Source organism: Nakamurella flavida, assembly GCF_030811475.1.
Lineage (GTDB): Bacteria > Actinomycetota > Actinomycetes > Mycobacteriales > Nakamurellaceae > Nakamurella > Nakamurella flavida.
Genome location: NZ_JAUSQV010000001.1, coordinates 1,915,726 through 1,937,829 on the forward strand (window position 1 = coordinate 1,915,726; position 22,104 = coordinate 1,937,829).

Consider the following 22,104-nt stretch of genomic DNA (forward strand, 5'->3'; position numbering starts at 1 on the left):
GGGTACGGCCGGCCGGCGGTGCGGTGGGAGGATGACCGCGCCCACCGCACGCACCGTCCGGCCGTCCGGGACGTGAAGCCCGGCACCCACGAACGAGGAGCGCTCCCCGCCATGCCCGATGCGACCACGCTGGTCCTGCCCGACGAGCTCATCCCGGCCGACGGCCGCTTCGGCTGCGGCCCGTCGAAGGTGCGCCCCGAGGCGCTCGCCGCGCTGGCCGCCTCCGGCCGGGCGGTGATGGGGACCTCGCACCGGCAGGCCCCGGTCAAGTCGCTCGTGCACCGCGTCCGGGAGGGACTGGCCACGCTGTTCTCCGTCCCCGACGGGTACGAGGTCATCCTCGGCAACGGCGGCACCACCGCGTTCTGGGACGCCGCCGCGCTCGGCCTGGTCCGCGACCGGAGCCACCACCTGACCTACGGCGAGTTCTCGCAGAAGTTCGCCACCGTCACGAAGAAGGCCCCGTTCCTGGCCGACCCGATCGTCGTCAGCACCGAGCCGGGCACCGCCCCGGCCGCGGTGTCCGATCCCGATGTCGACGTCTACGCCTGGGCGCACAACGAGACGTCCACCGGGGTGGCCGTTCCGGTGCAGCGGCCCGTGGGCGCCACCGCCGATCAGCTCGTCCTCGTCGACGCCACCTCCGGCGCCGGCGGGCTCCCCGTCGACGTGAGCCAGACCGACGTCTACTACTTCGCCCCGCAGAAGGTCTTCGCCTCCGACGGCGGGCTGTGGATCGCGCTGGCCTCCCCCGCCGCACTGGAGCGCATCGCCGAGATCGACGCGAGCGACCGGTGGATCCCGGAGTTCCTCTCCATCGCCACCGCCCTGGACAACTCCACCAAGGACCAGACGCTGAACACCCCCGCGGTGGCCACCCTGTTCCTCCTCGCCGACCAGATCGACTGGCTGCTTGCCCAGGGCGGGCTCGACTGGGCCGTCAAGCGCACCGCCGAGTCCAGCTCCGCGCTCTACGACTGGGCCGAGTCCAGCAGCATCGCCAGCCCCTTCGTCACCGACCCCGCACTGCGTTCGCAGGTCGTCGGCACCATCGACTTCGACGCCTCGGTGGATGCCGCGGCCATCGCGAAGACGTTGCGCGCCAACGGGATCGTGGACACCGAGCCCTACCGCAAGCTCGGCCGCAACCAGCTGCGCATCGGCATGTTCCCCGCCGTCGACCCGGCCGACGTCCGCACCCTGACCCGGGCCGTCGACTGGATCGCCGAACGCCTCTGACGGTCGCCGACCCCGGGCCCGGCGCGCCTGGACCGGGCGCGGCGGGTCCGGGCATACCGTTGCCCCACATCAGGTTCAGGAGGGAACGCCATGCGCGCGCTGCGGGTACTCGGGGCCACCGAGGACGACCATGTGATCTGCACCGACGAGTCCGGTGAGCGGTTCAGCCTGGCCATCGACGCCGACCTCCGCCAGGCCGTCCGCGGGTCGGCCCGCCCGTCCGCCGCCGCGGCCCGGCAGGGCCAGCCGCGGGCGACCGCCGACGAGGGTGGCGAGTCGTTGCTGCGCCCCCGGGAGATCCAGGTGCGCATCCGCGCCGGCGAGTCCGCCGAACAGGTCGCCCAGGCCGCCGGCACCACCGTCAGCCGCATCGAACGCTTCGCCTACCCGGTCCTGCTGGAGCGCTCCACCATGGCCGACCGGGGCCGCAAGGCCGTCGCCGTCATCGGCGGCACCACGTCCCGCCGCACCCTCGAGGAGCTGGTGGCCTCCGCCCTCGGCGCCCGCGGGCAGGGCGGGGCGCTCGGCTGGGACGCACACCGTGGTCCCGACGGCTGGGTGCTCAGCCTGCGCTGGAGCGCCGGACGTTCGGAGAACCGCGCCGAGTGGGCCATGCACGCCGGTCCGGGTTCCGGCACCGTGACCGCACTCGACGACGCGGCCACCCAGTTGCTGGACCCCACCCCCCAGCCGCTGCGCACCATCGACGGCCCGGCCCGCGGCGACCTGTTCACCGCACCCGCTGCCGGCTCGCACCACCCCGCGCTGCACGGTCGCACCGGCACCCGGCCGACGCCGACCCCCGAGGCACCCGCCGCGCAGTCCGCACCGGCGGCGGCGCCCGTCTCGGAGGCGGCGATCAGCCGTCAGGTCCCGCCGGCCACCGCCGGCTCGGTCATCCCGGCGGACATCGCTCCCCCGGTCGAGCCGGAGCGGCGGAACCCGGCCGCCGGTCAGCAGCGGTCCATGCTCGACTCGCTGACCTCCCCGATGGCCCGCACCGGGACCGACGCCGGTCGCCAGCCGCGACGCGGAGCCCGGGCCGCCATGCCGTCGTGGGACGACGTCCTGCTCGGCGGCACCCAGCGCTGATCGCCCGAGCCTGACCCGGGGCTGATCGGATCCGTTCCCACCGACGGATCCGGTCAGCCCTTCGTCCTGCCGGGCGGCGTCACCGGCTTGCCACCGCCGTTGCCGTTGCCGTTGCCGTTGACGTTGCCGTTGCCACCCGCTTCTCCGGTGCCGTTCCCCTTGCCCCCTGCGTTGCCGTTGCCGTTCCCGCCGCCGTTGCCGGCGTCACCGGCCGGGGGGTCGACGGGTGCGGGGTCCGCCGGTACAGGAGCGGGCGCAGCCGTGGCCGGGCTCGGGTCCGGCGGCCCGACCGCAGGTGCCTCGTTCGCCGCGGCCGGTTGCGCCACGGGGGTGACCTCCGCCGGGGCGACCGTGGCTGCGGCCGGCGTCCCGGCCGACGGTGGAGCCGCGGCCGAGGTCGCGGCGACGGCCGCGGGTGTCGGTGAGGCGATCTCCACGGGGGCGGCGTCCGCTGCGACGACGACCGTCGGGGTGGTCGCCGCGCTGCTCGTCGGGGCGTCGATCGTGGACGTCCCCGCCGAGCTCGTGACCGCGGGGGTGGCCGTCGGGGCGGGTGCAGCCGGCACCAGCGGCCGTCGATCGTCGGGGGCGGTGCCGGCCGTCAGGGCCAGGGTCAGACCGATGGCCGCCACCGCACCGGCCAGCACCGCCCAGGGCGCGCGCCGCCGTCGCCGCGGCGCTGTCGGCATCGCGCGGGTGACCGGCCGGGTGACCGCGGTGGTTCTCGCAGGGTGGATCGGCGGCGTCGACATCCGCGGCCCGGCCGGCAGCACCAGGGTCGCCGGGTCGGGCGGCCCGGGGAGGTCGGCGGGATCGTCGCCGAGCACCTGGCCGACCTGGAGAGCGGTCGGCCGCCGGGCCGGCTCCCGTGCCGTCATCGCGGTGAGCAGCCCCGGCCACGGCTCGGGCAGCCCCGCCGAGATCACCGGATCGCGCAGCAGTCGGGCCACCGCGGCCTGGAGGGCACCGCCCGGGAACTCCTGGTGGCCGGTGAGGCACTCCAGGAGCACCAGACCGAGTGCGTACACGTCGCCGGCCGCGCCCACCTCCTGTCCGCACGCCTGTTCCGGGCTGAAGTAGGCGGCGGTCCCCAGGGTGTCCGGCCCCGTGGTGACCCGCGACGTGGCGTCCAGCTGCCGGGCCAGGCCGAAGTCGGCGAGCTTGACCTCGCCGGCCCGGGTCGTCAGGACGTTCGCGGGCTTGATGTCGCGGTGCACGAGATTCGCGGCGTGCACGGCTGCCAGTGCCCCGGCCAGGGCCACCCCGATGCCGGCGATCTCCCCGGCCGGTATCGGCCCGTCGGCGAGCCGGTCGGCCAGCGTGGCCCCGTCGACCAGCTCCATGACCAGATAGGTGGGCCGTTCGCCGTCCCCCACCCGGGCGTCGAAGACGGTCACCAGGTGGGGGTGGTCCACCGAGCTCAGCGCGCGCATCTCGGACCGTTGCCGGACGGGTGAGTTCAGCCCGGTGAGCCGGGCGTCGAAGACCTTGATCGCCACCTCGCGACCGAGCAGCAGGTCGGTCCCGCGGTGGACGTCGGCCGTGCCGCCCCGGCCGATGAGCTCGTCGACGCGATAACGGTCGTCCAGCAGAGCGCTGCCGACACCGTCGGCACCGTCGGCACGGCCAGCACTCCAGGTCCCGGCCGTCGTCCGATCGACGGCAGGAACGGTCCCCGGAGCATCGTCGATCACCCGGACAGTCTAACCGGCGGTCCGGTTCGTCACCCGTTGTGCATCAGCCCGGCTCCAGGCCGACGACAGCGACGACCCGGCACCCGGTCGTCGTCGCCGCCTGCACCCGGGGCGGGCGGAAATCCGCTCGTGGGTGTCGGGGGCCGGACGTAACCTCGGACCGAGATGACGACCACCGCCCCCACCCCGCTCGCCCCTCCGGCCCAGCATCCGGCCGGACCCTCCTCCACGCCCTCGTCCCAGGGAACCGTCCGGCCGCTGCTGCGCCTGCTGCCCTGGGTGCGTCCCGCCCTGCCCGCCCTCGGTTTCTCCGCGCTGGCCGCCGGGCTGGCCACCGGCTGCGCCCTGGTGATCCCGCTCGTCCTGCAGCAGATCGTCGACGGACCGATCGGGCAGCGCGACGCGTCGGGCATCTGGCCGCTGGCGCTGATCCTGCTGGCCCTCGGCGTCGGTGAGGCCGTGCTGTTCTGGCTGCGTCGACTGATCATCGCCCGGCCGATCATGCGCGCCGAGACCCGGATGCGGAACGATCTCTTCGACCGCCTGCAGGCGCTGCCGGTGTCCTTCCACGACCAGTGGCCGGCCGGTCAGTTGCTCTCCCGGGCGGTGTCCGATCTGGCCACCATCCGTCGGTTCCTGCTGTTCGGCGTGGTCTTCCTCGTCGTCAACGTCATCACCTTCGTGGCCGGGGTCGGCATCCTGCTGGCCCTGTCCTGGCCGCTGGGGCTGATCGTCGGCGCCCTCGCGCTCCCGCTGGTCGTGCTCTGCTTCTCCTACGAATCGCGGTACCAGCTGCTGGCCCGCCGCTCGCAGGACCAGGTCGGCGATCTCGCCACCACCGTCGAGGAGTCGGTGCTGGGCATCCGCATCCTGAAGTCGTTCGGGCGTGGCCGGCACCTCGGTGCCCGCTTCGGTCGGCAGGCCGCGGATCTGCGCACCACCGAGCTGGGCAAGGCCCGGGTGGTGTCCCGGCTGTGGGCGACGATCATCGTCCTGCCCGAGGTGGCCATCGGCGCCGCGCTCTGCCTGGGCATCTGGCAGGTCGCCCAGGGCACCGTCTCGCTCGGCACCCTGGTCGCCTTCTTCGGCGTGTCCATGATCCTGCGCTGGCCGGTGGAGTCCCTGGGTTGGCTGATGGCCATGGCCAACGACGCCGCCTCCGCCGCCACCCGCTACTTCGAGGTGATGGACGCTCCGGTGCCGATCACCTCGCCGGAACACCCCGTTCCGGCGCACCGCCCCGCCCGCGGTCGTCTCGAGTTCCGCGACGTGCACTTCGCCTTCCCGGACGCTTCCGCCGGTCAGGAACTCCTCCGCGGCGTCGATCTCGTCGTGGAACCCGGCGAGACCGTCGCCGTGGTCGGCGCGACCGGCTCGGGCAAGACGGCACTGACCTCGCTGGTCAACCGGCTGTACGACGTCACCTCCGGGGCGGTGTCCATCGACGGGGTCGACGTCCGCGCGATGTCGTTGGACGATCTGCGCGAACTGGTCTCGGTGGCCTTCGAGGAGCCCACCCTGTTCTCCGCGTCCGTGCGGGAGAACATCGTGCTGGGCCGACCGGACGCCGACGACGCCGCCGTTCGCCGCGCGTTGCAGGTCGCCCAGGCGGAGTTCGTCGACGACCTGCCGTGGGGCTGGCAGACGCGGATCGGCGAGCAGGGGCTGAGCCTGTCCGGCGGCCAGCGACAACGACTCGCCCTGGCCCGGGCGGTGCTCGGTGGTCCCGCGCTGCTCGTCCTGGACGACCCGCTGTCCGCGCTGGACATCCACACCGAGTCGCTCGTCGAGCAGGCGTTGCGCTCGGTGCTGGCCGACACCACCGCGGTGATCGTCGCCCACCGCGCCTCCACGGTCATGCTCGCCGACCGGGTCGCCCTGCTGGCCGACGGCCGGATCACCGCGGTGGGGACGCACAGCGAGTTGATGGAGACCGTCCCGGCCTACCGCAGCCTGCTCACCAGCGAGCCGTACGCGCCCGGCCCCGACGACACCGCCCCCCATCTGCACACTGCCGCCGGGACCGCCTCGGCCGGAGGACACCTATGAGCACCGACCAGCGCACCGGGCAGGGCCTGTCCGCCGACACCGCCCCGGCGGTCGACCTCCCCGTCCCCGATCAGGAGTGGCGCGGTGTCGCCGCCGAGGACGTCGAGGAGCAGGACCTGACCGCGGCCTCCGGCGCGAAGCTGCAGGCCCGGTCGCGCCGGTTGCTCGGCCGCCTGGTGTCGCCGCACCGCGGCCGGTTGACCTGGACACTGCTGCTGGGGGTGCTGGGCGAGCTGACCTACCTGGCCGGGCCGTTGATCATCGCCTACGGGCTGGACAGCGCGGTGCCCGCGTTGACCGACGGGGACAGCCGCCCGCTGCTCGGGGCCACGGCGGCCTACCTGCTGGCCGGGGTGCTGAACGCCCTGTTCCGCGCCATGTTCGTGCGCTCGGCCGCCCTGCTGTCCCAGGCCGTGCTGCTGGATCTGCGGGCCGACGTGTTCGCGCACGGGCAGCGGCTGAGCGTCTCCTTCCACGAGTCGTACACCTCCGGGAAGGTCATCGCCCGGATGACCAGCGACCTGGACACGCTGGCCGATCTGGCCGACGAGGGCCTGGACGGGCTGGTCACCGGCCTGCTGTCGGTGGTGACCATCAGCGTCACGCTGCTCGTGCTGGACCTGTCGCTCGGCGCGGTCGCCCTGCTCGCGTTCATCCCGATCGTGCTGGTCACCCGGTGGTTCCAGGCGCGGTCGCGGTCGGTCTACCGACGGACCCGCTCGGCCATCGCCACCCTGATCGTCCACTTCACCGAGACGCTGAACGGACTGCGGGCGGTCGTGTCGTTCCGTCGGGAGAAGCGCGGCCGGACGATCTTCGGCAATCTCAACCAACGCAACGCCGACGCCAACATCGAGTCGATGATGCTGCTGGCCGCCTACATCCCGTCCGTGCGGCTGGCCGGCAACCTCAGCCTGGTGGCCACGATGGTGCTGGGGTCGTTCCAGGTCATCGACGGCAACCTCGAGGTCGGCGTGCTGGTGGCCTTCCTGCTGTACGTCCGCCGGATGTACGACCCGCTGGATCAGATGGCGATGTTCTACAACGGGTACCAGTCGGCGGTGGCGGCGCTGGAGAAGATCTCCGGTCTCCTGGAGGAGGCACCGGCGGTGCCGGAGCCGGTGGACCCGGAGCGGCTGTCCGGCGCGGCGGGGGCCGTCGACTTCCGGGACGCCGCGTTCTCCTACAAGCCCGGGGTGCCCGTGCTCGCCCCGTTCGACCTGCACATCCCGGCCGGGCAGACGGTCGCGGTGGTCGGTGCGACGGGCGCCGGCAAGTCCACCCTGGCCAAGCTGATGGCCCGCTTCTACGACCCCACCCAGGGGCGGGTGCTGCTGGACGGGCACGACGTGTCCCGGCTGGCCGACGACGACCTGCGCCGGGCCGTCACCCTCGTCACCCAGGAATCGTTCCTGTTCTCCGGGTCGGTGGCCGACAACATCGCCCTGGGCCGGCCGGACGCCACCCGCGTCGAGATCGAGGCCGCGGCCGACGAGATCGGCGCCGGGGAGTTCATCCGCGCCCTGCCGGAGGGCTTCGACACCGACGTCCGCAAACGGGGTGGCCGGCTCTCCGCCGGGCAGCGGCAGCTGGTCGCGTTCGCCCGGGCGTTCCTGGCCGATCCCGCGGTGCTGATCCTGGACGAGGCCACCGCCTCGCTGGACATCCCGTCCGAGCAGGCCGTCCAGCGGGCCCTGCACAACGTGCTGCACGGGCGGACGGCGATGATCATCGCCCACCGGTTGTCCACCGTGCAGATCGCCGACCGGGTGCTGGTGATGAAGGACGGGCGCATCGTCCAGGACGGCGCCCCGGCCGATCTCATCGCCGGGGACGGCGCCTACGCCGATCTGCACGAGGCCTGGCGGGCGTCGCTGGTCTGAGCCACCGGCCCCTGCCTCCCGGACCACCCGGGCGGCGGGGCCGGCCTCAGGCCGGGACCACCACGGCCAGCGCACCGATCCAGCCGAGCACCAGGCCGACCGCGACCCCGCCGGCGACCCAGCGCAGCACGGGCAGCCCGCGGCACAGCCAGAGGGCGGGGGCGATGCCGGCGGCCACGACCACGTTGATGATCACGGCCAGCCACAGCTGGGCGGCGAGGCTGTCGGTCAGCGCGATGACCCCGACCATCGCGACCAGGGCGGCGAACGCGGCCAGACCGAGACCGTAGGCCCAGGGGGTGTCCTCCCGACCCGCACGCCACTCCTCGATCCACCGCCAGTCGCGGGTGGCCTCCGCCTCGTCCCATGCCGCCTCTCCGGGCCCGGCGCCCTCGCCGACAGCGTCCTGACGGTCGGCGGCGTCCTGATGGTCGGCGGCGTCCTGATGGTCGGCGGCGTCCTGGGCCGGGTCGACGGGGCGCTCCGCATCCTCGGCAGCACGTCCGTCGACGACCACACCACCGGACGGGTCGGCGGCGGTGGCGGGCTCGACCGGCGGATCCACGGGGCGGCTCATGGGGTCAGTGTGCCGGGTCGGCCGCCGCCCCCCGGTGAGGCCCCGGCCCCGTCCGGCCCGACCGGCGACCCGGGACCGTCGACCCCGGTGTCGTCCAGACCGGTGTCCAGGGCGGCGAAGGCGATGGCCGCCGCGGTGGCCACGTTCAGCGAGTCCACCCCGGGCGCCATGGGGATGCGGACCGGTACGTCGGCCGCGGCCAGGGCGGCCGCGGACAGCCCCGGGCCCTCCGACCCGACCAGCACCGCGATGCGCCCGCCGAGATCCGCCCGCCGCATCGGCACCGCGTCCGCCCGCGGGGTCATCGCCACGATCCGGAAGCCGTGGTCGTGCAGGAGCTCGACCCCGCCGTCGACCCATCCCGGAAGGGGGGCGAACGGCACGCCGAGGACGGTGCCCATGGACACCCGCACACTGCGGCGGTAGAGCGGATCGGCGCAGTCCGCGGCGAGCAGCACCGCGCCGACACCGAGGGCGGCGGCACTGCGGAACAGCGCGCCGAGATTCTCGTGGTCACCCACCCCCTCGAGGACGGCGACCGTCCGGGAGCGGGCGAGCAGCTCCGCGGCGGGCGGGAAGGCGATCCGGTCGGCCGCCGCGATCACCCCGCGGTTCAGGTGGAACCCGACGACCTCGGCCATCAGTTCGGGGGTGACCACGAAGAACGGGACGTCGACATCGGCCAGGTCGGCGGCCAGTTCGTCGTACCGGCGCTGCACCCCGATGAGGGCCCGCACGGGGTACGCCGACGCCAGCAACCGCCGCACCACGACGGTTCCCTCGGCGAGCACCAGACCCCGGCCGCCGGGCCGGTCCGGCCGCCGGTCGGCCCGCTTCAGGTCGCGGAAGTCGTCCAGCGACGGGTCGTCGGGATCGGTGACCAGCACCGGGCCGGAATGCGCAGACATGGCCAGGAGTGTGCCGGACCTGTCCGGTGCCGCCCGCCCCAGCGGCTCCGGACCGGGGCCGGTCAGCGCAGGGCGGCCATGGTCGGGCAGGTGTAGGGATCGCGGGAGGCGATGCCGACCTTGTTCAGGTACCGGATGACGATGGCCCAGGCCTCGGGCAGACGACGCTCCTCGTACTCGACGGCGTGGGTCTCGCAGTAGCTGCGCACGATCAGCTGGGCACGCCGCAGGTTGGGACGGGGCATCGACGGGAAGAGGTGGTGCTCGATCTGGTAGTTGAGCCCGCCCATGGCCAGCGTCATCATCTTCCGGCCGGCGACGTTCCGACTCATCAGCACTTGCCGGCGGAAGAAGTCGACCCGGGCCGTGGGGTCCAGCACCGGCTTGCCGATGTGGCTCACCGCGAACGAGGCACCCAGGTACAGACCGGTGACCGCGAGCTGCAGGCCGAGGAAGGCCGCGGCCTTGCCCGCGGGCAGGAAGACGAAGAGCAGGGCCGGGTAGCCGGCCAGCCGCACCGTCATCACCGAGATCTCCAGGGCCCGCCGCTTGAGCTCGGGCCGGGTCAGCAGGGCCCAGAAGCTGGACAGGTGCAGGTTGAGCGCCTCGACGACCAGCAGCGGGTAGAACCACCAGCCCTGACGCTCGTGCAGGAAGCGCAGCACGGCCAGCCGCGGCGGGTTCTCCAGCGGGTAGAAGCTGACGACGGACGGGGTGATGTCCGGGTCCTTGCCGATCTGGTTGGGCGCCCCGTGGTGCTTGGAGTGCTTGTTGTTCCACCAGGCCAGGCTGATGCCGCTGATGCCGGTCCCCATGAGAAAGCCGGCCGCCTCGTTGGCGCCGCCGGTGCGGAAGATCTGCCGGTGGGCGGCGTCGTGGCTGAGGAAGACCACCTGGGTCAGCACCACACCCAGCGCGGCCGCGACGGCGAGCTGCCACCAGGAGTCGCCGACGAACACGGCGGCCACGATCACCCCGGCCAGGACGGACAGCAGCACGATCATGCGGATCGAGTAGTACACGCGGCGGCGGGACATCAATCCGTCGGCCTGCACCTGCTTGAGCAGCTGCGCGTAATCGGTCTGGACCCGGGCGCGGGGGCGCGGGGCGGTGGTCTCCACAGGTGCGGCGGTCACGCTGGTCCTCGTTCCGATCGGAGTGGTGCCGGAGGGGTCGGAGCCGACCGGGGCGGTACAGCGGGCGGTGCAGCAGGCGGGGCGGGACGAGCTCCCGGCGGAGAGGCCGGGTCGAGCCGGGCGCGGAGACCGCCGATGACGACGTCCAGACCCTCCTGCAGCTCGGCCGCCCCGTCGTACGCGGCCAGCACCGGCGCCAGCAGACGCATGTGGGGGAACTGGTCCTTGGGCAGGAGGTACAGGCCGAGTTGGAGCAGGGCGTCGGTCTCGTCCGGGTCCGCGACGAGCTCCTGCACCTCGTGCAGGACGTGGCCGGTGAGGAAACCGACGAAGAAGCGGTAGGCGTACAGGGCGCCGCGACCGTCGAAGCCGGCGCCGAGGAACAGGCCGAGCAGCTGCTCCAGGGACCGCAACGTCCCGAGCGGTCGCAGACCGAGCGGGGTGGACAGCGGCCGGGTCACCATGAGCGGGACCATCCGCGGATGGGTCAGCGCGACCCGGCGGTAGCTCTCCGCAGCCCGGCGCAGCGAGCCCGCCCAGTCGCCGTCGACGACCTCGGGGATCACGAATTCGGAAAGCACCAGTTCGGTGACCGCGTCGAGCAGGGCGGCCTTGCTCTCCGCGTGGCGGTACAGGCGCATCGGGTCGCGGTGCAGGGCCTGTCCGAGCCGACGCATGGACAGCGCGTCGACGCCGTCCTGGTCGATCATGGCCAGCGCCGTCGCGAGGACCCGATCGCGGGTCAGCGGGGCGTCGACGGGTACCGGACCGTGCCCGCCGTCGCGTTCGGCATCGGATTCGTACTCGGCATCGGCACGGTGCTCGGCGTCGTGCGGCTCGGGATGCGCGACGCGGGCGGGCCGGCGGGATCCGGGGCGCGACGCCCGCGCGTGGGACGGAACGGTCATGCGCACCTCCCGGTCGTCTACACCGTCACACTACGCGACAGCGCTACGGCGTAGCGGGATGGACGCATCCAGCCGCCGGCGAGCGGCCGAGGGATCAGTCGGAGGCGAGTGAGGTCAGCAGGACGGCGGCGCGGCGCAGCAGGTCGCGGTCCCGCACCCCGAGGGTGGCCAGCTTCTGGGCCAACCACAGCTCACGCGCCCGGATGTAGACCTCCATCTGCTGTCGACCGGCGTCGGTGATCTCCACGAGCACCTGACGCCCGTCCTTCGGGTTGCCGGCACGGGTGACCACGCCGCGCGCCTCCAGGGCGGTGACCACCCGGGTGATGGACGGCGGGCGCACCTGCTCGCGAGCGGCCAGGTCGCCGGCGGTCAGCGGGCCCTCGCGCCAGATGACCGACAGCGCGGAGAGCTGGGTGAGGGTCAGTTCGTCGACCGGGTCCTCCTGACGGAGCCGCCGGGTCAGCCGGTGGACGGCGAGGCGGAGTTCGCTGGCGAGGGGGGCGACATCGGGCACGCCGACAGGGTAGCGGCCCCACCCGCGCCCCCGGCACCGTCGTGCCTGGTCAGGCCCGGGTCCATCGGACGGAAATGATCAAGGGGAGTCCCCGGTCCGCGGTCGGGGCCGGGCTTGCGTCGCGGATCGGACTCCACGGACACATCGGGCAGTGTTTCGCGCCCCACTAGGCTGCCGGGGTGTCCACGGCCGACCCGCACCCCTCGCCCGACCGGGCCGACGACCCGATGGCGGTCGCACCCCCCGCACCGCCGGAGTTGCCGCCCGTCCGGGCCGATCTGGCCCACATCGTCATCCCGGCGACCGTCGTCTGGTTCGTGGCGTTCGTGGTGCTGCTGTTCTTCCTCGACGACCTGCGGGCCCACCAGGCGATGATCTGGCTGTGGACCTGCCTGGCCGGCGGACTGCTGGGCCTGGTCGGACTCGCCGTCTACGGCTGGCAACGACGCGCCGCCCGGCAGGGGCGCCGGTCGGCCAACGCGATGGCCCTTCAGGAACGCTGGTAGGTCCCGTCGCCGTCGCGCGCGGGCGATCCCACCGCGTACTCGGCGAGGGCGGTGTCGTCGCCGGCAGCCGCGGCGACCGCGAGATGACGGTCGGCCCAGCGCCCGCAGGCCCAGGCCGCCGCCCGGCCCACCGCTGCGGCGGAGCCGTCGACCCACAACGTCGACCCGTCGGGCGCACCCCACCACGTGACCGGCCGGGACCGGCCCGCCCACTCGACCCGCAGCCCGGCGACCGCGCGGATGTCGGCGCCGGCCGCCGCCGGTCCCAGGGCAGCGAGTGCCGCGGCGAGCTGCGCGGTGATGTCGGAGGTGCCGGGGCCGGATCCCGCCCAGCCGACGCGGGCGTCCTCCTCCGTGGCCAGGGCCAGGTCCAGGGCGCGGGCCACCAGCTCGGGATCGTCGGCCCCGGGGACGATCCGGTCCGCCGGCAGCACCTGGGCCCACCAGGGCGCATCGAGGACGAGGACGTCGTCGGCGGCCGCGGTCCCGCCGGAGAGCACCCGGGCCCGGTCGGGCAGCTCGGGTGAGCCCCGACCGGTCCCGGCACGGGCGTCCAGGGCGCCGGCCAGGGAACGGGTGAGCGGCCCGACCAGGGCGGGGGGCACCGTGCGGTCGGGGTCGGCCCAGCGGTGGAGCACCTCCGCCGGGTCGTCGGCGACGGCCCGGTCGAGGGAATCGCACACCCCGAGCCGAGCGGCCAGCCGGGGCGGCAGCTCCACGGGCAGCAGGTCGAACAGGCCGGTCAGGTCGGCCGCGTCCGCGGTGCGGTGGTGCCGGAGCGGGACGCCGTCGACGGCTGCGTTCCGGGCCAGCCACCAGCGTGTGTAGGACACCGATGTCGACGGGTCGTCCACGGCGTCCAGGGCGGCCGGGTCGGCGGCGATGAGGGCCAGGGCCTGCGGCCAGCTGTCGTCACGGACGAGATCCAGATCGGCCAGGGCGACCAGGGTCTCGGGGGGTGCCTGCTCCCCCACCACCTCGTCCCACCACAGATCGAGGTCGGGCAGGGAGTCCGGGGCGTCCTGCGGATCGGTCGGCGCGTGCAGGGTCAGCACCCGGAAGCCGTCCCGCACACCGACGGCGGTGAGCACCGCCGCCGGATACCGGTCCAGCCAGTTCCCGTCCACGGTGGGCAGATCGGCGTCGTCGACCAGCAGCGCCGCGATGGGCGCGTCGGGGGTGAGCAGCTCACCCGCCGGCCACACCGACCCGTCGGCATCGGTGATCAGCAGCCGACCGAGGACGTCCGGGTCGGTCCGCGCGCCCGCCTCGACGAGATCGAGGACCATCGAGCTGAACGGTTCCTCCTCGTCCGGGTCGGGTTCGGTGTCGCCGTGCTCGAGATCGTCGTGTCGGCGCAGGATCTCGGCGTGGAGGGCGGGGTGCCCCAGCACGGAGTCCGGCTCGGCCGGCACGGCGCCGAGCCGCACGAGCAGGGGGTGCACGGCGTCGGGGTGGACGACGGGCAGCGCCGGGACGAGCCGGCCGGCCCGCGCGGTCGATGCGTCACCGTCGGCGGGCAGCAGCGCGCCGCGGGCCCCGACGGCCCGTCGGCCGGAGACGAGCGGCACCGGGATGTCGGCCAGTTCGGCCGGGTCCTGCTCGGCGAGCGCGTCGTAGACCGACCGCCAGAACGACGGCTCCCGGTCCAGCCCGGCCAGCGCACCGGTCACCTCCGCGGGGGTGAGGGTGCGGACGCCGAGGGCGCGGAGCGCGGCCATGGCCGCGGTTCCCGAGACCGGGGGCAACAGACCGGGGACCGCTTCGCCGACCAGCACGGCGCCCTCGGCGCGCAGCCCGGGGAGGACCACCGCCCGGTCGGCGGTCACCCCCTCGCCGGTGACGGAGGTCAGGACGGGACTGGTGCGCAGGCCGGCCAGCACGCCGTCCCGCAGCCGGCCGTCGACGGTGCCGAGCGGGAAGCCGACGGCCGGCACCAGATCCAGCCGCCGGTCGGCGTCCACGGTGGCCAGCAGGTCCAGGTACGCGACGACCGCCGCGTCGAGCAGGAGATCGGTGATCGGGTCGTCGGCCAGCCGGCGGCGGGTGTCGTCCACCGGGAACCGCCCGATCAGCAGGGCCGGGAAGCTGATCGGTTCGTCGGTGGGGGTGGGGGCGCCGACGGTCCGCCCGGCCGCGGACCGGGCGGTCCGGGGCACCACGGAGGTGCCGTCCTGGTCCGGGGTCGCCGGGTCCAGCTCGAGGACCCAGCGGACGAACGCGTCGGGCCGGACGCGTTCCTCCACCGGCCGGTGCGCGAGCAACGCGGCGGGAAGAGGGACGGCGACGTCGACGACCAGGAATCGTTCGTCCAGCCCGTCCCGGGTGAGCACGACGATCCCGTCGGGCTCGTCGCGGCGGCGGATGGTCCCACCGGCGGTGTCGATCTCCGCCAGGCCGGGCAGGGCCCAGAAGAGGCCGGCGAGGTCGTCGGTGGGGGCGAGCCAGCCCGCGACGTCCGCCGGGGTGTCGCGCAGCGGCAGGCGGATCTCGGTGGCGTACCCGGGTGGCGGCCGCTCCCCGTCCGGGCCGGGCCAGGGCAGCCGCAGGGCCGGCACCTGGCCGCCCCGTCGGTCGACCTCTGCGGCCAGACCGGTGTGCCCGGACCCGACGCCCCCGGTACCGGAGACCAGCTCTGCGGTGCGGGCCCGGTCGAAGGCGACGGAACCGGTGGTGGAGACGACCCGGGGCGCGTCCGAGACGTCCAGGACCGCGGTGAACCCCACCCCGAACCGTCCGACGCCGGACCCGTCCCGCTTGGCCGAGGCCCGCAGGGACGCCAGCGCGGCGACACCGTCGGCGGTGAGGGGCGCACCGGTGTTGGCCACCCGCAGCTCGTCGTCCTGGATCCGGATGCGGATCCGTCCCGGCACGCCGGCGGCCACGGCGGCATCCACCCCGTTGGCGGTGAGCTCCACGAGCACCCGCCCCGCGTAGCCGCCGACGGCCAGCGACTCCTCGGCGTTCGCGTCCTCCCGGAACCGGGCCGGCGAGGCCCGCCACGCGGCGAGGACGACCTCGCGCAGTGCCGCGGTGCCGAACGGGTCGCCGCCCGGACTACCGCTGATCGTCGGCGGTGGGATCGGCAGCGGAACCGGACGCGTCGGCGGCGGCAGTGACATCGGCAGTGACATCGGCGTCGGTAGCGACATCGGCATCGGCATCGCCATCGGCCACGAGGTCGTCGGCCGGCTCGAGGGAGGTCGTGTCAAAGAGAGACTCCGTGGCCGGTTCGGTGACGGGCGCGAGGTCGGAATCCTCGGTGGTCACCGGGGTTCCGGTCATCGGAGCCTCGGACGCCGGAGCCTCGGACAGGACCGCGTCCGCGGACACCACCGCGTCCTCGACGACGGGTTCGCTGTCGGAGATCTCCAGCGGTCCGTCGATCGGCACCTCGTCGGTGGGCACCTCGTCGAGCGACACCTGATCGAGCACCGCCTCGTCGAACGGCACCTCGTCGCTCGCTGCGCCGTCGGTGGCCGTCGGATCGGGGACGACCACGTCGGTCTCGCCCTGCTCGGTCGCACTCCCGTCGGAGGGCTGCTCGTCGGCCACGTTCTCGGACACGGCCTGGTCGGACGCGTCGACCTCGGTCCCGCCCTCGTCATCGAAAAGGGGCTCGGTGACGACGGAGTCCGCGGTGTCCGTGGGGGCCGACCCGCCGGCGCCGCCCTGATCCGTGCCGCCTTCGACGGTGCCGTGGTCGTCCGTGCTCACCACCTCGGCCCCGTCCACGGCATCCACCGCACCGACTTCTGCGCGATCGTCGTCCACGACGGCCGCGTTCCCGCCCCGCCGGTAGACGTCCAGCACCCCGTCGTCCAGGGCGATGTCCGGGAGCGCCGAGAGCATCGGCATGTCGATCTCGGTCTCGGAATGGGCGCCGCAGCCGAAGGCGGCGTCGACGACGCGGCCGTCGGCGGGGGAGAACTCGTTCGCGCAGGCCCCCAGGGCGGCGCCGAGGGCACCGGCGAGCGGGACGTAGAAACCGCAGCTGATGCAGGAGGCCGGGGCCTGTTCGGCCATCGCGGTCTCCGGGCCGAACTCGCCGGCGTGCCAGCGTTCGGCGGCGTCGAGCCGGCCGAGGATGCCGAGCACGCGGGTCCGGCCGAGGCCGACCTCCAGCGCGACGTCCTCGATGGCGGGGTCGTCGGACTCCAGGTAACCGGGGACCAGCCGTTCGTCGTCCGGGCCGACGGGGTGCAGGTCACCGGGGCCGACGTCCTGGCCGCGGACCCGCTCGGCCCACGGCAGCCACGGCGGCGGGACCAGTGCCTCGTCGCCGGGGAGCAGCAGCACCTCGCTGACGGTCGGGGCGTCGTCACCGACCTGGGCCACCGTGACCGACCAGCGCCAGCCCCGGTAGCCGGGATCGAGCGCGGCGAAGGAGAGGGTGCTGGCGACGTCGTCCTCGGCGCGGGACCCGAGGAAGTCACCGACCCGATCCGCCGATCCGGCCTCCTCCTGGGCGACCCGCCGGGCCAGCTCGAGGAGGGACCCGTCGACCGGGGTGTCGACCGGGCCCGACGTCTCGGACGGGGCGGTGGAGTCGACGGGCGACGAGGGGGCGATCACGCAGGCCATGATGCCGCACGTCAGCCCGGTCCGGAGCCCGCGGGCACGTCCGTCCGGCCCGCACGCGGAGCGACCGGCACCGTCGGGACCGGCCCGGTGGGGCAGGATGGGCGGGTGGACAGGCCCGGCGGAGATCAGGGAGCCGTGGACGACGGTTCCTGGGATCGTCCCCGCGCTCCCGACCGACCTGCCGACGAGGCCGCCGACACCACCGAGACCGTCCACCTGCCGCGCCGACCGCCTGCGCTGCCCCGTCCGGCCTCCGGACCACGCGACGCCGAACCGCCGCGGCAGTGGACCCGTCGCGCCGACGGCGAGCGGCGCCCGGGTCCCCGCCCCCCGGTCACCGGCGGCCATCTGCCCCCGTACGTGCCCCCGCTGGCGCCCGGGCCGGACGACCAGCGCACCACCGCACTCCCCCGCTCACCGGGGCGCGGTGCCCATCTCCCGCCGTACCGCGAGCCGCTGCGCCCGCCGGCCGGCCCGACGGGACCGCCACCGGACACGAGCCGGACCGGCACCCGGAACGGCCGCGGGCCGGACGAGGCGTCCACACCGTTCCCGAAGAAGGTCACGGTCACCCGGGTCGCCGCGTGGCGCAGCCGCGAGCTGACCAACCGCGGCGTGCAGATGTTCCGGCGGGCGGCCACCGCGGACGGCGCCGACCGGTCGGGGCTGACCAACCTCACCTACGCCGTCATGGGCAACTACGCGGTGGACGCCGCCCTGGCCGTGGCCCTGGCCAACACCCTCTTCTTCGCGGCGGCCACCGCGGAGTCCACCGGCAAGGTGCTGCTGTACCTGTTGATCACGGTGGCCCCGTTCGCGGTGATCGCGCCCTTCATCGGCCCGGCGCTGGACCGCCTGCAGCACGGTCGCCGCGTCGCGCTGGCCGCATCGAGCTTCGCCCGGGCCGTGCTCGCCTTGATCATGGTGTTCCAGTTCGACACGTGGGCGCTGTACCCGTGCGCCCTGGGGATGCTGGTGCTGTCCAAGTCGTTCGGGGTGCTCAAGGCCGCCTTGACCCCGCGGGTGCTGCCCGAGCAGAGCACGCTGACCAAGACCAACTCCCGGCTCACCGTCTTCGGGTTGATGGCCGGCGGGGTGTGCGGCGCGCTGGCCGCCGGCCTGTCCGCGGTCTTCGGCTCGGGCGGGGCGCTCTGGTTCACCGCGGCCCTCGCCGTGGGCGGCGGGCTGCTGTGCCTGCGCATCCCGGCGTGGGTGGAGTCGACCGCCGGCGAGGTGCCCGTCGAGGCCGTGGTGACCGGGAAGGGCGCGACGTTCCCCGTCCAGGTCACCACGACCCTCTGGGCCAACGGCACCATCCGGGTGGAGACGGGGTTCCTCGCCCTGTTCATCGCGTTCGTGGTGAAGAGCGAGTACCCGACCGCCGGCGGATTCACCCAGCTGCTGCTGCTCGGGGTGGTCGGCGCAGCGGCCGGTCTCGGCGGATTCCTCGGCAACGCCCTGGGCGCCCGGATCCCGCTGCGCACCCCGGACCTGACGGCGCTGCTCGCCCTGGGCGCGGTGACCCTGACCACCCTGGTCGCCGTGCTGGCCCCCGGTCTGGCCACGGCCGCCGTGGTCGGCCTGGTCGGATCGACGGCGTCGTCGCTGGCCAAGGTCTGCCTGGACTCGTCACTGCAGCACCACCTGCCGGAGGCGAGTCGGGCGTCGGCCTTCGGCCGCAGCGAGACCGTCCTGCAGCTGTCGTGGGTGTTCGGCGGCGTCGTCGGACTGCTCATCGGCGGGGTGTGGTCGTTCGGGCACGACGAGGTCTACTCCGTCGGCTTCGGCGTGGTCACCGCGTTCCTGGCCGTCGGCCTGCTGCAGACCTGGCTGGTGCGGTCGGGCCGCACGATCGTCCCGGCCGGCGTCCGGCTGCCCCGCCCACGCTTCGGCCGCCGCCACCCCCGCACCGACCTGGCCCCCGCGGACCCGACCGCGCCCACCACCCGCACCGCACCCCCGACCGTCCCGCACGAGACCCCGCCGTCGACCACCCGGGGACCGATCCCCGGCCGCCCCCGTCGTCGCTCCGCCCGCACCCCGAAGGACAGACCCTGATGGACCGCCGCTCCCCGTCCCGCCTGCTCCGCCTGACCGGCGCCGCTGCCCTGGTGCTGGCCCTGAGCGCCTGCCAGGCCCCCCGCCCGGACGTCACCTTCTACGGCAACCGCACCGCCGTGGAGTCGGGGTACACCCTGTGGTGCTCGCCCAACCAGGACCGCACGCAGTTCGAGTGCGACCAGCCGCACGGGCCCGACGGGGAGGCACGCCTGTCGTTGCGACCAGGGCAGAGCGTGCAGATCAACGTGCCGGACGCCATCGCGGAGCAGCCCTGGTTGGCCACCTTCGTCTACCGCACGGCGGACGGTGAGCAGCTGCAGGGACGCTCGGAGGTCCTCGACGATCACGACCTGTCCTACACGCTGACTCCGATCGAGTCCGGCGATCAGCTGCTCCGGGTCGAGGTGGTGACCGGTTTCGAGGTCGGCCCGCAGACCACTGCCGACCCCAACAGCACCGGCTTCGACATCGGGGCGACCCGGAGCTGGGTGCTCACCGTCGACCCGTCCGCCTGACCCGTAGTCGGACACCGGCACCCGCACACGCAACAGGGCCCGGCACCATCGGTGCCGGGCCCTGCTGCGTCTCTGGTGGTGCGCTGTCCTGTGGTGCGCTGCAGCTGCGCTCAGGCGTCGAGCTCGTTGGCCACGGCGCGCAGCACGGTGGCGATGCGTCCGCCCATGGCCCGCTCGGGGTAGCGCCCCCGGCGCAGGTCCGGGAGCGCCTTGGACTCGAGCATCTTGATCATGTCGTCCACCAGGCCGTGCAGTTCCTCGGCCGGGCGACGGCTGGCGGCCGCGATCGACGGGGGTGCGTCGATGATCGTGACCTGCAGGGCCTGCGGTCCTCGGCGGCCGTCGGCGACGCCGAACTCCACCTTCTGACCGGGCTTGAGCGCTGTCACCGTCGACGGCAGCGCGGACGACCGGACATGGACGTCGTCGCCACCGCCCTCCTGGGCGATGAAGCCGAAGCCCTTCTCCGAGTCGTACCACTTCACTTTGCCGCTGGGCACGCCGCTCACGTCCTTCGATGCTGGGAGGCTCGGTTCCCGTCGGCCGGGATGCCGACCGCGATGGCGCGGGCCGGTTCGTCGAGCAACCTCCAGCCTACTGCCGTCCGGCGCGGACACGGTCCGCGTCACGGTGACCGCCGGTCGCACCCGGCCGTGAGCCGGGCCGTGCTGGCTATCCTGGGGTGGTGTCCGAACCGGTCGAGTCCCCCGCCCCCGCACGTCGCTCGGCGCCCCGTGCCGGGACCTGGGCCAAGGTCGGGATGGTCCTCTTCGCGGTCGGCCTGGTGGCCATCGTCGTCATCATCGTGCTGTTCGCCACCGGCGGCCGCGACCTCCCGGTCTGGCTGAACGTCACCGCCATGCTCGCCCCGGTCGGTCTCGGCGTCGGGCTCGTCGGGGTGTTCCGCGAGATCCGCCGCCCGGCCCGGGAGGCCCGCGCGGCCGCCAAGGCCTGATCGGATCGTCCGAGCTGCCGTCAGGACCTCGCGAGGACCCCGCGAGGACTCAGTGGACGGTGGCCTGCAGATAGGTGTCGAGCCATTCCGGGAATTCGGTCAGGTCGGTGAGCACCACGTCGGCCCCGGCCGAGCGCAGGTCCTCGGCGCTGATCGGGCCGGTGGCCACGGCGACGGCGAACGCGTCTGCGGCGCGGGCACCGGTGATGTCCCCCAGGTGATCGCCCACGTAGACCTCGGCCCCGTACTCCTGGAGCGCGACGGCCTTCCCGGCGCTCCACAGATCGCCGACGACCGCGGTCACGGGGATCTCCAGCTGCTCCAGGTGCAGGACGGCGTTGCCGCGGTGCTTGGCGGTGACGACGACGGCCCGGCCGCCCCGGTCGACCACCGCGGCCACGGCGGCGGCGGCGCCCGGCAGCGCGACCGTGCCGGGCAGGACGAACTCCGGGTAGAGCTCGCGGTAGCGGAGGACGAGCGCGTCGACCTGGTCGGGGGCCAGGTCGTACCGGGCGAACTCGTGGCTCAGCGGGGGGCCCAGACGGGTGACGAAGCCGGCCCCGTCCAGGGGGATCCCCGTCTCGGCCGCGAGCGCCTCGAACACCTTGACCATCCCCTCGCGGGGATCGATCAAGGTCATGTCGAGGTCGAAGCCGACGGTGAAAGCCACCGGGGCAGCGTACGTTCCCCCGCTCCGGCCACCCTCGCCGAAAGATCCACCGAGGCCGGACTGGGACCGACACGTTACGTTCGGCGTGACGGGTGCCACACATCGTCATCACCCGTCAGGGTGACGCATCCCGACCCGCGAACCACCTCCCGGTACCGCAACCGGGTGGGGGTGACGAACGGCTCGTCGGACGGGGCCCCGTCCGCACCTACCCTGGTCCGGTGACCCTCATCCCCCGTGACCTCGACGGACGCCGTCGGACGCGGGCCCGGGTGGCACTGGTGGTGTTCGTCGTGGTCGTCGCGTTCATCGTCTTCTGGCCGTCGCCGCCGGCCCAGGAGGCCCAGGAGGGGCTCGGCGCACTCCTGCGGCGCTGGCACGCGAAGGGACTGCCCGGTTGGATCAGCTTCTCGCTCGTGGAGTCGGTGTCCAACGGGCTGATGTTCGTCCCCATCGGGGTCTTCGGGGCACTGTCGCTGGCCCGCCGGCGCTGGCTGGTCGTGCTGGCCGCCGCCGCCGCGTCCGGCCTGATCGAACTCACCCAGCAGGTGCTGCTGCCCGGGCGGTTCGCCGATCCCCGGGACGTGGCCGCCAACACCGGCGGCGCGCTGATCGGGCTGGTGTTCGCCTGGATCTGGGACATGCGACGGACGCACCGCGACCGCACCCGGGTGCTGCGGACCGGTCGGCCCGACCCGGCGGAGCCGACCCCGGCCCGCCGGGGCTGATCCGACCCCGTCCCTGCCGAACCCGCAGCGCGACCGTCCGGCGGCCTCGCCCGCCGGGGCACTCCGGGCAGGGGCGTCACCG

The 22,104-nt window shown here is 74.1% G+C and carries 19 protein-coding genes; 9 read left to right on the forward strand and 10 right to left on the reverse strand.

Going from position 1 to position 22,104, the window contains the following annotated elements:
- The first annotated feature begins 111 nt into the window (after nt 1-111).
- Both serC and sepH read left to right on the forward strand, forming a co-directional pair.
- The gene (serC, locus tag J2S58_RS08625) at nt 112-1,239 is read left to right on the forward strand and encodes a phosphoserine transaminase (protein WP_205255734.1); all 1,128 of its coding nucleotides are present in this window, start codon (nt 112-114) and stop codon (nt 1,237-1,239) included.
- 90 nt (nt 1,240-1,329) lie between these two features.
- On the forward strand, nt 1,330-2,331 hold the full coding sequence (gene sepH / locus J2S58_RS08630; RefSeq protein ID WP_205255733.1) for a septation protein SepH: 1,002 nt from the start codon (nt 1,330-1,332) through the stop codon (nt 2,329-2,331).
- Nucleotides 2,332-2,384: 53 nt separating this feature from the next.
- Here the strand turns inward: sepH and J2S58_RS08635 are convergent, their stop codons facing one another.
- Nucleotides 2,385-4,025 carry a serine/threonine-protein kinase gene (locus J2S58_RS08635; RefSeq protein ID WP_205255732.1) on the reverse strand — a complete coding sequence of 547 codons (1,641 nt, stop codon included), beginning with the start codon at nt 4,023-4,025 and terminating at the stop codon, nt 2,385-2,387.
- Nucleotides 4,026-4,190: 165 nt separating this feature from the next.
- On the opposite strand from J2S58_RS08635, the gene J2S58_RS08640 reads away from it, so the two are divergent.
- The gene (locus J2S58_RS08640) at nt 4,191-6,074 is read left to right on the forward strand and encodes an ABC transporter ATP-binding protein (protein ID WP_205255731.1); all 1,884 of its coding nucleotides are present in this window, start codon (nt 4,191-4,193) and stop codon (nt 6,072-6,074) included.
- On the forward strand, nt 6,071-7,957 hold the full coding sequence (locus J2S58_RS08645) for an ABC transporter ATP-binding protein (RefSeq protein WP_205255730.1): 1,887 nt from the start codon (nt 6,071-6,073) through the stop codon (nt 7,955-7,957). Before J2S58_RS08640 ends, J2S58_RS08645 begins: the two co-directional genes overlap by 4 nt.
- A 46-nt stretch (nt 7,958-8,003) precedes the next feature.
- Here J2S58_RS08645 and J2S58_RS08650 read toward each other — a convergent pair whose 3' ends face one another.
- The 5 genes from J2S58_RS08650 to J2S58_RS08670 form a co-directional block, all read right to left on the reverse strand.
- Nucleotides 8,004-8,534: a DUF2537 domain-containing protein gene (locus J2S58_RS08650; protein WP_205255729.1), complete on the reverse strand. Its 531-nt coding sequence runs from the start codon at nt 8,532-8,534 to the stop codon at nt 8,004-8,006.
- Nucleotides 8,531-9,442: a TrmH family RNA methyltransferase gene (locus J2S58_RS08655; RefSeq protein WP_205255728.1), complete on the reverse strand. Its 912-nt coding sequence runs from the start codon at nt 9,440-9,442 to the stop codon at nt 8,531-8,533. The genes J2S58_RS08650 and J2S58_RS08655 overlap by 4 nt, the downstream gene beginning before the upstream one ends.
- A 62-nt stretch (nt 9,443-9,504) precedes the next feature.
- Nucleotides 9,505-10,578, reverse strand: coding sequence for a fatty acid desaturase family protein (locus tag J2S58_RS08660; RefSeq protein WP_306827691.1), 1,074 nt, complete (start codon nt 10,576-10,578; stop codon nt 9,505-9,507).
- Nucleotides 10,575-11,486, reverse strand: a complete 912-nt coding sequence (locus tag J2S58_RS08665) for a TetR/AcrR family transcriptional regulator C-terminal domain-containing protein (RefSeq protein ID WP_205255727.1) — start codon at nt 11,484-11,486, stop codon at nt 10,575-10,577. The genes J2S58_RS08660 and J2S58_RS08665 overlap by 4 nt, the downstream gene beginning before the upstream one ends.
- A 94-nt stretch (nt 11,487-11,580) precedes the next feature.
- Complete coding sequence (locus J2S58_RS08670; protein ID WP_205255726.1) at nt 11,581-12,003, reverse strand: MarR family winged helix-turn-helix transcriptional regulator; 423 nt, start codon at nt 12,001-12,003, stop codon at nt 11,581-11,583.
- A gap of 179 nt (nt 12,004-12,182) precedes the next feature.
- On the opposite strand from J2S58_RS08670, the gene J2S58_RS08675 reads away from it, so the two are divergent.
- A complete protein-coding gene (locus tag J2S58_RS08675) occupies nt 12,183-12,509 on the forward strand; it encodes a DUF2530 domain-containing protein (RefSeq protein WP_205255725.1) in 327 nt (108 codons plus the stop codon).
- Here J2S58_RS08675 and J2S58_RS08680 read toward each other — a convergent pair.
- Nucleotides 12,494-15,631 carry a sacsin N-terminal ATP-binding-like domain-containing protein gene (locus J2S58_RS08680; protein ID WP_205255724.1) on the reverse strand — a complete coding sequence of 1,046 codons (3,138 nt, stop codon included), beginning with the start codon at nt 15,629-15,631 and terminating at the stop codon, nt 12,494-12,496. The two genes, J2S58_RS08675 and J2S58_RS08680, sit on opposite strands and share 16 nt — an antisense overlap.
- Complete coding sequence (locus J2S58_RS08685; protein WP_205255723.1) at nt 15,567-17,084, reverse strand: DUF3027 domain-containing protein; 1,518 nt, start codon at nt 17,082-17,084, stop codon at nt 15,567-15,569. The genes J2S58_RS08680 and J2S58_RS08685 overlap by 65 nt, the downstream gene beginning before the upstream one ends.
- 114 nt (nt 17,085-17,198) lie before the next feature.
- Between J2S58_RS08685 and J2S58_RS08690 the strand changes: the two genes are divergently transcribed.
- On the forward strand, nt 17,199-19,151 hold the full coding sequence (locus tag J2S58_RS08690) for an MFS transporter (RefSeq protein ID WP_306827695.1): 1,953 nt from the start codon (nt 17,199-17,201) through the stop codon (nt 19,149-19,151).
- On the forward strand, nt 19,151-19,669 hold the full coding sequence (locus tag J2S58_RS08695; protein WP_205255721.1) for a DUF2771 family protein: 519 nt from the start codon (nt 19,151-19,153) through the stop codon (nt 19,667-19,669). Before J2S58_RS08690 ends, J2S58_RS08695 begins: the two co-directional genes overlap by 1 nt.
- Before the next feature lie 110 nt (nt 19,670-19,779).
- Here J2S58_RS08695 and J2S58_RS19195 read toward each other — a convergent pair whose 3' ends face one another.
- Entirely contained in the window at nt 19,780-20,169 is a 390-nt protein-coding gene (locus J2S58_RS19195; RefSeq protein WP_205255720.1) for a cold shock domain-containing protein, read from the reverse strand.
- Nucleotides 20,170-20,354: 185 nt separating this feature from the next.
- Here J2S58_RS19195 and J2S58_RS08705 point away from each other — a divergent pair, with 185 nt between their 5' ends.
- Nucleotides 20,355-20,624, forward strand: coding sequence for a hypothetical protein (locus J2S58_RS08705; RefSeq protein ID WP_205255719.1), 270 nt, complete (start codon nt 20,355-20,357; stop codon nt 20,622-20,624).
- Nucleotides 20,625-20,673: 49 nt separating this feature from the next.
- On the opposite strand, the gene J2S58_RS08710 is transcribed toward J2S58_RS08705, so the two are convergent.
- Complete coding sequence (locus J2S58_RS08710) at nt 20,674-21,294, reverse strand: HAD family hydrolase (protein WP_205255718.1); 621 nt, start codon at nt 21,292-21,294, stop codon at nt 20,674-20,676.
- Between the two features lie 221 nt (nt 21,295-21,515).
- On the opposite strand from J2S58_RS08710, the gene J2S58_RS08715 reads away from it, so the two are divergent.
- The gene (locus tag J2S58_RS08715; protein WP_205255717.1) at nt 21,516-22,022 is read left to right on the forward strand and encodes a VanZ family protein; all 507 of its coding nucleotides are present in this window, start codon (nt 21,516-21,518) and stop codon (nt 22,020-22,022) included.
- Nucleotides 22,023-22,104 lie beyond the last annotated feature (82 nt).

What these genes read in the sequence shown, in the direction of transcription:
- J2S58_RS08655 (WP_205255728.1), bottom strand. Translation starts at nt 9,442, where the DNA reads ATGTCTGCGCATTCCGGCCCGGTGCTGGTCACCGATCCCGACGACCCG.
- sepH (WP_205255733.1), top strand. Translation starts at nt 1,330, where the DNA reads ATGCGCGCGCTGCGGGTACTCGGGGCCACCGAGGACGACCATGTGATC.
- J2S58_RS08695 (WP_205255721.1), top strand. Translation starts at nt 19,151, where the DNA reads ATGGACCGCCGCTCCCCGTCCCGCCTGCTCCGCCTGACCGGCGCCGCT.
- J2S58_RS08665 (WP_205255727.1), bottom strand. Translation starts at nt 11,486, where the DNA reads ATGACCGTTCCGTCCCACGCGCGGGCGTCGCGCCCCGGATCCCGCCGG.
- serC (WP_205255734.1), top strand. Translation starts at nt 112, where the DNA reads ATGCCCGATGCGACCACGCTGGTCCTGCCCGACGAGCTCATCCCGGCC.
- J2S58_RS08640 (WP_205255731.1), top strand. Translation starts at nt 4,191, where the DNA reads ATGACGACCACCGCCCCCACCCCGCTCGCCCCTCCGGCCCAGCATCCG.
- J2S58_RS08650 (WP_205255729.1), bottom strand. Translation starts at nt 8,534, where the DNA reads ATGAGCCGCCCCGTGGATCCGCCGGTCGAGCCCGCCACCGCCGCCGAC.
- J2S58_RS08680 (WP_205255724.1), bottom strand. Translation starts at nt 15,631, where the DNA reads ATGTCACTGCCGCCGCCGACGCGTCCGGTTCCGCTGCCGATCCCACCG.
- J2S58_RS08645 (WP_205255730.1), top strand. Translation starts at nt 6,071, where the DNA reads ATGAGCACCGACCAGCGCACCGGGCAGGGCCTGTCCGCCGACACCGCC.